Origin of the sequence: Thalassobacillus sp. B23F22_16 (assembly GCF_043496955.1) — a bacterium.
GTDB classification, from domain to species: Bacteria; Bacillota; Bacilli; order Bacillales; family Halobacillaceae; genus Thalassobacillus; species Thalassobacillus devorans_A.
On sequence record NZ_JBIEKD010000046.1, the window covers coordinates 1 to 10,177 of the forward strand.

The following is a 10,177-nucleotide window of genomic DNA, read 5'->3' on the forward strand; positions in this document are numbered from 1 at the left end:
GTCCCTTTGTTTTCCTTAATATTGAAGAAAAGGAATAACTTGTTTAACAAATGGAGTATAAAAATTTTTTTAAGGTGTTAAAACGATCCATAACCCTTGGTGTATCAACATTTCCGGAGGGAGTCTCACCCTTCCCCCACGACCCTCGCCATATAAGATACTCGAAATGGTGTTTAGAAAGTCCAGCCCTTTTTTGGGATGAAAATCCTATTGCAATGGTAAATTGACCGTGTTTTCTGCTCCAAAAGCACGCTATTTTCTGATCGAAGTTTCGAGAAACTAACGAACGTATGGTGGTTGGGAAAACGGTGAGACTCCAGTGGGATGAACATGAGCGGTGAGATCCCGCAAGGCGAAGCCTGAGGAAGCTCACCACATGCCCACGGAAAGCGAGCCGTTTTCCCAGCCACCATAATTACTACCTAACGTCTCGAAACTGAGTCTACAGCAAAAGGGAGCTTTAATTGGAAAAGCAAAACTTATATTAACAGCCAGTCATTCTGTAGTCGCAATCCTAATATTCAACATACCAGTTGTAAATAGTTGATGTATGAGCTGAGAAAGACGAAAATAAGGTAAGGAAAAAGATGAATTTATAGTATACAATGAGTGGAAAGAAGGGAGATGGGACAATGGCCGAACTATGGTATGGAGGCAAGATTTATACGATGGAGCGAGAGAACGACTGGGTAGAAGCAGTAGTTACCGATAAGGGAAAAATCATAGCGGTAGGCGACAGTCAACAATTGTACCGTACATATGGAGATCAACTTACCAAAGAATATAACCTGATGGGCCAGGTCATGTATCCTGGCTTCGTAGATAGCCATTTGCATATTATTGGACATGGAGAGCGGCTGCAGCGGCTCGATTTGTCGTTTATGAAGTCCGCTGAAGAAGTGAAGTGGGCGTTAAAACAGCACGCAGAGCAGGTTCCCAAAGGCGAATGGATCATTGGGGAGGGATGGAACGAAAATCAATGGAGTGACCAGCGGATTATCTATAAGGATGAACTGGATGAGATTACAAATGAACATCCCATGATGTTGACACGCATCTGCCGTCATGCACTGCTGGCTAATTCTAAGGCAATGGAACTTGCTGGTGTTACAGCTGCTACAAATGATCCTCAGGGCGGTCTGATTGTACGGTCGGACGCTGGTGAACCCCTTGGTTATTTTCATGACCAGGCACAGGAGCTGATCAAGCAGGCAATGCCGGAAGTCACCCCTCAATATTTGGAACGGGCTCTGACATTAGCTGTAAATGATATGCATCGGCATGGATTGGTAGGCGGACATACGGAAGATTTAAATTATTATGGCGGCTTCCAAAAAACATTTGATGCTTTCTGTAAAGTCATTGATGGAAACCAACTGAAATTCCGGGCACATTTACTTGTCCATCACGAGGTAGTGGAAGACATGCATGACAATGGGTATCGATATAAAAGCGGTACAGAATTCGTGGAATTAGGAGCCGTGAAGATCTTTTCGGACGGTGCCCTTGGTGGCAGGACGGCTTGGTTGTCCGAAGCGTATGCCGATGACCCATTGAATGAAGGAGTAGCTATACACGAAAAAGCACAGTTAGAAGCGCTTGTTCAGCAGGCAAGAAAAAAACGAATGCCAGTGGCTGTACATGCGATTGGTGATCAGGCTGTAGAAACAATAGCCGAGATTCTCCACGACAATCCACTGGATAGTGGGGAAAGAGATCGGATTATCCATGCACAAATATTACGGGATGAACTATATGATAAGCTGACAAAGCTGAATGTTATTTTAGATTTACAGCCGACTTTTGTAGCATCAGATTTTCCGTGGGTCATCGAGAGAATTGGAAAACATCGGCTGACACATGCTTATGCATGGAAAACATTGTTAGATAAAGGGATACCTTGTGCGGGTGGTTCTGATGCCCCGATTGAAGAAATTAACCCGTTATTAGGTATCCGCGCGGCAGTCGAGCGTAGAGCCAGTTTTGATCAGAAAATATATAATGCTTCCCAACAGCTCTCCATGTATGAAGCGATTTCTCTTTATACAAGTGGAAGTGCGTATGCTATCCGTCATGAAAATGACCGAGGTAAGATTAAAGAAGGCTACACAGCAGATTTCACTGTGTTAGATAGGGACCTGTTTACGTTAGCTCCCCATGAAATAGGCGATACAAACGTAACAATGACGATTGTAGACGGGGATGTAATGTATCAGCGGACATAAAAAAACAGAAGCCTGACACATCTCCCTGTGTCAGGCTTCTGATTAAAGTACTTCACCCTGCTCCAGCACTTACTTTGTGGCTTAAAGGAATGTGCGCTGGACGCGGTCCCAGAAGGTGTTATCTTTCATTTTAACGGTTTTGATGACTCGGTCACTTAATTGGATAGATAACTCCTTGATGTTTCTGATGGAGTATGCTTCGTTGTCCATCCCAATGATCGGATAGTCATTTCCATCCTGCTGCACTTTAAGTTTCAATGTGCGTTCATTGCCAAGGACAAATGGTGAGCCCAATGTGCGGTAGCGATTATTGTTTAAAGAAGCAAGTTCGCTGACCTGGAAACATGGGAGTTTTGGATCGATGACAGCTCCTTTGGTTGATTTGTTATAACCTGTACTTCCAGTTGGTGTTGAGACTACCAGGCCATCACCTCGGAAGGTTTCAAACTGGCGCCCATCGATGAATACATCAATTACGATCGTCTTAATTAATGTTGAACGTACACTGCATTCATTCAGGCAAAGCATGGTAGACTCGTTATTGACTGTAGTTTCTATGACGGGGAATCTTCTCACTTCCAGGTCGGCATTTACCATCGAATCAACCATTTTATCAAAGTCGTCGATATTGAAATCACAATAAAGACCTGCCTCATCTTCTCTGCGAACACCTACATATAAGCAATCCTGCCGGAAACCCGTTTTCCTGACTGCTTGCAGGAACGTCCCATCTCCGCCGACACTGACAATGATATTGGCGTCCTGTGGATCCTCTAATATAGTAAAGCCATTCTCTTCTGCTAAACGAAATAAAGGCTTTAGTTTTTCATCGAGCTCTTCATTAGGCGGGTAATAAAAGTATAGATTTTGTCTGTCATTAGCCATTATGTATGCCTCCCTCTACATGGTAATCCTTATTTTATCATCTCTGACTGTGAAGTGGAAATGCTAAGAGAGATGGTCGCCTATTTAAAATTAAGGTAAGTTTACAACCGTACAGAATTTAAGAATTGTCTATAATATCTTTTGGGAAAATCTGAGTTTTCTTTAAAATATTGATGATAGATGTTTATTAGGATGGTCATCTGAGGATACTAGTATGCAGGTGAGGCTCATGAAATGGATATTGATTAGCTTGATTGTGTTAATTATCATTGTGACCGGTTTATTGTTCATGAAGATATCATTACGTTTTCATTTAAAAATATTGCCAGAAGACAAGCGTCTGACTTTAGTCGCTTATTTCGGCTTTCTTCCTGTTTTCCGCCGCCAAATAGATTTTTCGCGGATAGTAGAAAATGAAGAAGAGTGGGCTAAAGTTGAAAAGAAAGCAGAAGAAATTTGGAAGGATAAAGTTTCGGAAGGGAAAGTTAAAAGGAGCCTTTCTTTCTCTCAGGTTATGGAATTGGGAAGGGTCATAACCGTACATAAAATGGATAGTATCATGCGTGTAGGCACGGGAATGGCTTCATCAACAGGATCCTTGGCTGGAGGGTTGATGGCTTTAGGGGCTCTTTTGGAACAGTTGCTCGACCAATTGTTTACCATAAAAAAACCAGCTAAATTCCGTGTGGAACCGTCGTTTCAAATGCCCTGTTTCCATGTACTTGCCGATGGTATATTTTCATTTCGTCTGGGCAAAGCTATATATGTGTGGTTACGATACGTGAACAGAAAAGCTGAGTAAGCGAGATGACAAGCAGGAGGTAATAACATGGATGAGCATCCGATTCAAGGTCTGATGACCACAGCAATGGATAGTCTTAAAGAAATGATTGATGTTAATACAATCGTAGGTGAACCGGTCGAGTCCCCTGATGGAAGCATCATCATACCTGTGTCCAGGGTAGGCTTTGGATTTGCTGCCGGCGGCAGTGAGTTCAAACCTAAAAGCGGAAGCGATCAAGGGCAGGACAGCGGACAGGGGCAGTCTGATATGGAACTGCCTTTTGGAGGTGGAAGCGGGGGCGGAGTCTCTATTACCCCGATTGCATTTTTAGTTGTCAGAAAACAAGGAGTCCAAATGATCCATTTGAACGAACAGACCCACTTATATGAACGAATGCTTGACTTGGCACCGCCAGTCATTGAGAAGATACAGGAGATACTGCAAAAAGGTAATAAAAGTGGAAGCCAGCAGGAATCGAGGTCGAGACGTTCTTCTTCCGATCTTTTATAGGTTAATATTAGACATTGAAACAAACTGCCTTCATAATAAAAGATAGGCAGTTTTTTTTTGGGTAACTAAATTTTAATGGATGCAAGGAGGACGATGAAATGGCTTCAATTACATTTAAAGAAAACCCGGTTACACTAGTTGGAGAAGAAGTAAAGGCAGGGGACAAGGCACCTGATTTTAAAGTACTGGCAAATGACCTAAGTGAAGTTACATTGGATGATTACCAGGGCAGCGTGAAATTGATCAGTGTAGTTCCTTCTCTTGATACTGGAGTTTGTGCGGAGCAGACGCGTCGTTTCAACGAAGAAGCTACTAGCCTGGGGGATGTCAAAGTATTGACCATCAGTATGGATTTACCGTTCGCTCAAAAGCGCTGGTGTGGTGCGGAAGGTATCGAGAATGTTGATACGTTGTCAGATCATCGTGATGCTTCTTTCGGTAAGGCATATGGTGTATTGATTGAAGAACTGCGTCTCCTGGCTCGAGCCGTTTTTGTTGTTGATTCCGAGAATAAAGTCACTTATGCAGAGTATGTCAGCGAAGCAACGAACCATCCTGATTATGAATCAGCGATCGCTGCGGTTGAACAGGCCAAGTAAGTTGACTGCCATTACACGAAAATGTATCATCGGAATGTAAATAGGATATCGATTGAATCAACATGGCGCATTTCTAAAAATGAATGCGCCATTTGCTTGTTTATAAACTTTGAATCATAGGAAAGTGCAGGGGTAAAGTAAGGAGGAGACGTCAATGGACCATAAACATGTAGAAGAACTCTTTGAATGGATCGATGAAGCGGCGACAGCTATCGAATATCAGGAAAACAGCACCTATTTAGAAGCTGTTGCAGATGCCCTGGATGTTTTATTTCATCAAACACCCTTTGATGATATGGCTGAGCTGTTAAAACAGCAGCTAGAAAAGCATTTAAAAGACATTGAGCTGAACAAGTATGAAAAAGAGGAAATCCGGAAATCGACACAGCTTGCGATATTAAAAGGGATGAAGGGAGCCACTCAGCAGCAGCATCTTATCACCCCCGATACGGTGGCTATGTTTATGGGGTATTTAACTCAGCGTTTATTTCCTGGTGAAAAGGAATTACGAATTTTCGATCCTGCCTGCGGTACTGCTAATTTGCTGACTGCAGTATTAAACCAGCTGGATAAGAAGGTTGCTGCTTATGGAAGTGATGTGGATGAAACGCTGATGAAGCTGGCCTTGGCAAATGCCAACCTTCAAAAGAGTGAAATAGAATTTTTCCATCAGGACAGCTTGCGGCCGTTTCTGTTAGAGCCAGTCGATTTTGTTTTAGCTGACCTTCCTGTTGGTTATTATCCTGATGAAGTCCAGGCGAAAGAGTTTACGTTACACGCGGAGGAAGGATATTCTTACTCTCATCATTTATTCATCGAGCAAGGGCTCCGGTATACAAAGCCAGGCGGATTTTTGATGTTCATCATTCCTAACTTTTTGTTTGAGAGTGATCAGGCCCAGCAGCTGAATGAGTTTCTCAGAGAGCAGGCTCACATTTTCGGGATGCTTCAGCTGCCAGAAAGCCTGTTTAAAGAAGAAAAACATGCCAAAAGTATCCTGATTCTGCAAAAAAAGGGAGAAGGGTCTAAAGCACCGAAAGAGGCCTTGCTTGCGAAGCTTCCTTCCTTTAAGAATCACACCGCAATGGCTGACATACTGGGTCAAATCAATCAATGGTTCGAAAAAAATCATTCTTCCTAATTATGTGAAAATAAAGATTTTCTTGCGTAAACGTTACCATTTACCCTTGCATCTTGAAAATGTCTACGCCGGGTGATTAAATGGTAGTGGAAAGAAACAAGAGAGCCTAATTTAAGGGGATGAACAACCTTGAGTAAAATCATAGCTATTAATGCCGGCAGTTCTTCATTAAAGTTTCAACTGATGGAAATGCCGGAAGAAACTGTAATCACGAAAGGTTTAGTTGAGCGAATCGGCATCAACGATTCTATCTTTACTATAGAAGTGGGCGCCGAAAAAGTAACGACCACACAGGATATTGCTGACCATGCAGAAGCTGTCAAAATGCTTTTGGGGAAATTAACTTCTACAGGTATTATCGATTCTCTGGATGAAATCGATGGCGTAGGTCATCGTGTTGTCCATGGTGGAGAGCGGTTCAGTGATTCCGTTCTGATCACGGATGAAGTCATTAGAGAAATTGAAGAAGTTTCTGACTTGGCTCCACTTCATAATCCGGCTAACTTAACGGGCATCCGGGCATTTAAACAGGTACTACCGGAAGTACCATCGGTGGCGGTATTCGATACAGCTTTTCATCAAACAATGCCAGAACAATCGTATTTATATAGCTTGCCGTATGAGTATTATGAAAAGTATGGCATACGTAAATATGGCTTCCATGGTACTTCACATAAGTACGTTTCCGAACGAGCGGCTGAAATGCTAGGTTTGCCGATCGAACAGCTGCGCGTAATCTCCTGCCACCTAGGTAACGGAGCGAGTATAGCGGCAATCGAAGGCGGAAAATCCATCGATACTTCTATGGGATTCACTCCATTGGCTGGTGTAACGATGGGGACACGCTCCGGGAATATCGACCCTGCTTTGATTCCTTATATCATGGACAAGACAGGCAAAACTGCTGCGGAAGTGATGAATGTATTAAATAAGGAAAGCGGTATGCTTGCACTTTCCGGCTTCTCCAGTGACTTGCGTGATATTGAAGAAAAAGCTTCTGATGGAGAAGAGCGTGCAGAATTGGCTTTAGAAGTATTTGCAGCACGCATCCATAAATATATTGGCTCTTATGCCTCTCGCATGCATGGAGTGGATGCAATTATCTTTACGGCGGGTGTAGGAGAAAACAGTACAGCAATCCGTGAACGCGTCCTGAAAGGGCTGGAGTTCATGGGTGTTTACTGGGATCCTTCTCTTAATAAAGTCCGTGGAAAAGAAGCTTTTGTAAACTATCCACATTCACCAGTAAAAGTGATGATTATTCCAACCAACGAAGAAGTCATGATTGCTCGTGATACGGTTCGTCTATCCAGTTAATCTATAACAAGGTATCCAGCTCTTAAGGGTTGGATACCTGGTTTTCTTATATAGCAGATTTTCTTTTTTCTCCTATTCAAGCTAGAATAAGAATAGACATGTAAGAGAGGATGGGAGGAACCACAATGAGTGACAAAAAAGTGAGTAAAGACATCCAACTGTGGAAAAGACATTATACCGATTACCAGCCCAACGATTTTGAGCGGATGTATGATGCCTGGATCAATCAGACGTTTGAAAATATCGACCCAAAATGGAAAAAGCTATTTTTTAGTAATTTGGATAATTACTTATTCCATACCCATGCCTTCATCCAGGGCACCTCTTTTCAGAATGATGCAAGAGAGCGTATTATTACGGTAGGACGGGTATTTGATCCGGAAATTGAACAAATTTCCGACTTGGACGTTTTATCGGTCGATCGACTTACATATATCGCACAACAGCAGATTTCACGAATTCGGCTTTATTCTTTCGCTCAGGGCGGCCTTACAGGAACAGGCGGCTTGTTATTGTTCGGAATTGATTTTCCATTAATGATGGGGATGAACCTGAGGGCTGTACAGATGATTGGGTTGTCTTTTGGTCATGAAATGAACCACCCATACGAAATGATGCTTTCTCTTCGGGTCTTCCATGCCGCAACTTTACCGAAACGAATGCAGAAAAAGGCATGGGATGAACTTATCAAGGAAATAAGAAATGATAGACACCCGTATGTGTTTGAAGGCGCAGACGAGCTGACTGATGAATCCTGGCTGGAGCAGCCACTTAAGCAAGTGTTTAAATCTTTGTTTATCATGATGTTCCGAAAAAAAGTGATCCAGGGTCTCCCGTTAGTCAGTATGGGAGTGGGAGCTGTAGTCAATTATCGTCTGACTCGAAGGGTATCCGAATTCGCTCTAAGATTTTATCAATATCGGTATTTACTAGAACAAGAAGGTGGGGAGAACCATGTCCGTTGAACAACATAAACAAGAAGCAAAACTCTCTATCAGCTGCATGGTTATTACAGTCAGTGACACAAGAACTAAAGAAACAGATAAAAGTGGGGACTTAATGATCGATTATCTGACCTCGCATGGCCATCATATCGTTGATCATCGAATAGTAAAAGACGAGGAACAAGCGATAAGAGCAGCGGTTAGTGATGGTTGTGAAGACCCTAAAGTAGAGGCGGTTCTGACAAATGGCGGTACAGGGATCGCCAAACGTGATGTGACAATTGAAACAGTGGCTGCCCTGTTTGATAAGGAGATCACTGGCTTCGGGGAACTGTTCCGTATGCTGAGTTACACAGAAGATATCGGCTCAGCTGCGATACTCTCCCGTGCGATCGCCGGTGTAAGCGGGGATACTGCAATTTTTTCGACACCCGGGTCGAGCGGAGCGGTGAAATTGGCGATGGATAAGCTGATCATTCCTGAACTTAGCCACATCGTACGTGAAATCCAAAAAGATATCTAAAGTTAACCCTGCCTCTCTTATTTGATAGGCAGGGTTTTTTCGTTGTTTTTGGATGACGTAATGTGAGGGTTCGTCCGGTACCATATCCATAAGTCATTGATTGTAGAAGCAAACTCGCTGATTTGATTGTTCAAACGACAGGATGCTTCGAAATCATCTTCACGGTTAAGATTATAAAGGCATTGGTCTATTTCTCTCTCCAGCTCCTTGACTCTATCCGGTATTGCTCCCCTATGATTTTCCCATTCAGCTAATATAATTGCCTGTTGCTCAATGGAATAGGAAGAGAATGAGCGGGGAAGTTGCGGTACAGAAATCCCGAGCCGTGAATCATAGGTGAAAAAATGTTCCATAAAGTCTCCAATCCATTATTTTTGTTCTGGCATCCGTACAACCAGTACATCACATTTGGCATATCGGGTAATATGTTCCGATACACTTCCGATGAAGAAGCGTTCCATAGCATTTAACCCGGTAGCTCCACAGATAATTAAGTCTGCTTTGTATTTTGGTGCTACATCTTTTGCAATTTTAATTTTAGGTGAACCATATTCAACATCGATTATGATATTGTCGACTCCTGCTGCTTTTGCTTTGTCCTGATATTCATCCAACAGCTCTTTCGCGTAACCTTCCGCGCGAATAGCAAGAGACCTGTCATAGGCTTCGACTGTTGCAAAGGCGCGTGTGTCGACTACATGGGAAAGAATCAGCTGGGCATCATTTCGTTTGGCGATATCTATCGCTTTTTTAAAAGCGTATTCAGCAGCGTTAGAACCATCAATAGCTACCACAATATGGCTATATTCAAATGACATAGGAAACGCTCCCTTCCTTTTTATACTTCTATTATAACATGCAGAATGTTATTAATGTAAACGTTGTCAGTGATGAAAATATACACTTTTGTGAACATTATTAATGGAGGTGGAAAATATGAAAAAAGACAAGAAGCTATTCAGGCAAGAAACGGGAACCCCGGAAGAAGGAATTAATGAAAGCTATCAGACAGGAAATATTGAATTCCAGCCACGTAAAGAAAAGCAGCATAAGAGTGACAGACATGACAACCCCGGATCGGATCGAATCAGAGGCGGCATGGCATAGTATTTCCATGCTGCCTTTTTGTGTGTGCCCGGCATGTGCGCACGCTTTAGGGTTCAAGTCCCGAGCGGTGAAGGTCATTGTAACCGTTAGCTGAAGGCAAGGGTGTCTGGGACGACCTGGAATCTGAAGGAAGCTGGAGGCA

The 10,177-nt window shown here is 42.9% G+C and carries 12 protein-coding genes; 9 read left to right on the forward strand and 3 right to left on the reverse strand.

What is annotated here, in order from left to right:
- The first annotated feature begins 632 nt into the window (after window positions 1-632).
- Entirely contained in the window at window positions 633-2,225 is a 1,593-nt protein-coding gene (locus tag ACGTNI_RS19535; RefSeq protein WP_394464193.1) for an amidohydrolase, read from the forward strand.
- Window positions 2,226-2,306: 81 nt separating this feature from the next.
- Here ACGTNI_RS19535 and ACGTNI_RS19540 read toward each other — a convergent pair whose 3' ends face one another.
- On the reverse strand, window positions 2,307-3,110 hold the full coding sequence (locus ACGTNI_RS19540; protein WP_085509112.1) for an NAD kinase: 804 nt from the start codon (window positions 3,108-3,110) through the stop codon (window positions 2,307-2,309).
- A 229-nt stretch (window positions 3,111-3,339) separates the two neighbouring features.
- On the opposite strand from ACGTNI_RS19540, the gene ACGTNI_RS19545 reads away from it, so the two are divergent.
- From ACGTNI_RS19545 to ACGTNI_RS19575, 7 genes are all read left to right on the forward strand, one after another.
- Complete coding sequence (locus ACGTNI_RS19545) at window positions 3,340-3,912, forward strand: DUF2953 domain-containing protein (RefSeq protein WP_394464194.1); 573 nt, start codon at window positions 3,340-3,342, stop codon at window positions 3,910-3,912.
- A 27-nt stretch (window positions 3,913-3,939) separates the two neighbouring features.
- The gene (gene ytfJ / locus ACGTNI_RS19550; protein ID WP_085509110.1) at window positions 3,940-4,404 is read left to right on the forward strand and encodes a GerW family sporulation protein; all 465 of its coding nucleotides are present in this window, start codon (window positions 3,940-3,942) and stop codon (window positions 4,402-4,404) included.
- Between the two features lie 98 nt (window positions 4,405-4,502).
- The gene (gene tpx, locus ACGTNI_RS19555) at window positions 4,503-5,003 is read left to right on the forward strand and encodes a thiol peroxidase (RefSeq protein WP_085509109.1); all 501 of its coding nucleotides are present in this window, start codon (window positions 4,503-4,505) and stop codon (window positions 5,001-5,003) included.
- Between the two features lie 154 nt (window positions 5,004-5,157).
- Window positions 5,158-6,144 carry a class I SAM-dependent methyltransferase gene (locus ACGTNI_RS19560; protein ID WP_394464195.1) on the forward strand — a complete coding sequence of 329 codons (987 nt, stop codon included), beginning with the start codon at window positions 5,158-5,160 and terminating at the stop codon, window positions 6,142-6,144.
- Window positions 6,145-6,273: 129 nt separating this feature from the next.
- Window positions 6,274-7,461: an acetate kinase gene (locus ACGTNI_RS19565; protein ID WP_085509107.1), complete on the forward strand. Its 1,188-nt coding sequence runs from the start codon at window positions 6,274-6,276 to the stop codon at window positions 7,459-7,461.
- 125 nt (window positions 7,462-7,586) lie between these two features.
- On the forward strand, window positions 7,587-8,426 hold the full coding sequence (locus ACGTNI_RS19570; protein WP_085509106.1) for an EcsC family protein: 840 nt from the start codon (window positions 7,587-7,589) through the stop codon (window positions 8,424-8,426).
- Window positions 8,416-8,928, forward strand: a complete 513-nt coding sequence (locus tag ACGTNI_RS19575; RefSeq protein ID WP_085509105.1) for a MogA/MoaB family molybdenum cofactor biosynthesis protein — start codon at window positions 8,416-8,418, stop codon at window positions 8,926-8,928. Before ACGTNI_RS19570 ends, ACGTNI_RS19575 begins: the two co-directional genes overlap by 11 nt.
- A 17-nt stretch (window positions 8,929-8,945) precedes the next feature.
- On the opposite strand, the gene ACGTNI_RS19580 is transcribed toward ACGTNI_RS19575, so the two are convergent.
- Window positions 8,946-9,281, reverse strand: coding sequence for a hypothetical protein (locus tag ACGTNI_RS19580; RefSeq protein ID WP_394464197.1), 336 nt, complete (start codon window positions 9,279-9,281; stop codon window positions 8,946-8,948).
- A 15-nt stretch (window positions 9,282-9,296) separates the two neighbouring features.
- Window positions 9,297-9,746: a universal stress protein gene (locus tag ACGTNI_RS19585; protein ID WP_085509103.1), complete on the reverse strand. Its 450-nt coding sequence runs from the start codon at window positions 9,744-9,746 to the stop codon at window positions 9,297-9,299.
- Window positions 9,747-9,864: 118 nt separating this feature from the next.
- Here ACGTNI_RS19585 and ACGTNI_RS19590 point away from each other — a divergent pair, with 118 nt between their 5' ends.
- Window positions 9,865-10,035, forward strand: coding sequence for a hypothetical protein (locus ACGTNI_RS19590; protein WP_394464198.1), 171 nt, complete (start codon window positions 9,865-9,867; stop codon window positions 10,033-10,035).
- The last annotated feature ends 142 nt before the right edge of the window (window positions 10,036-10,177 follow it).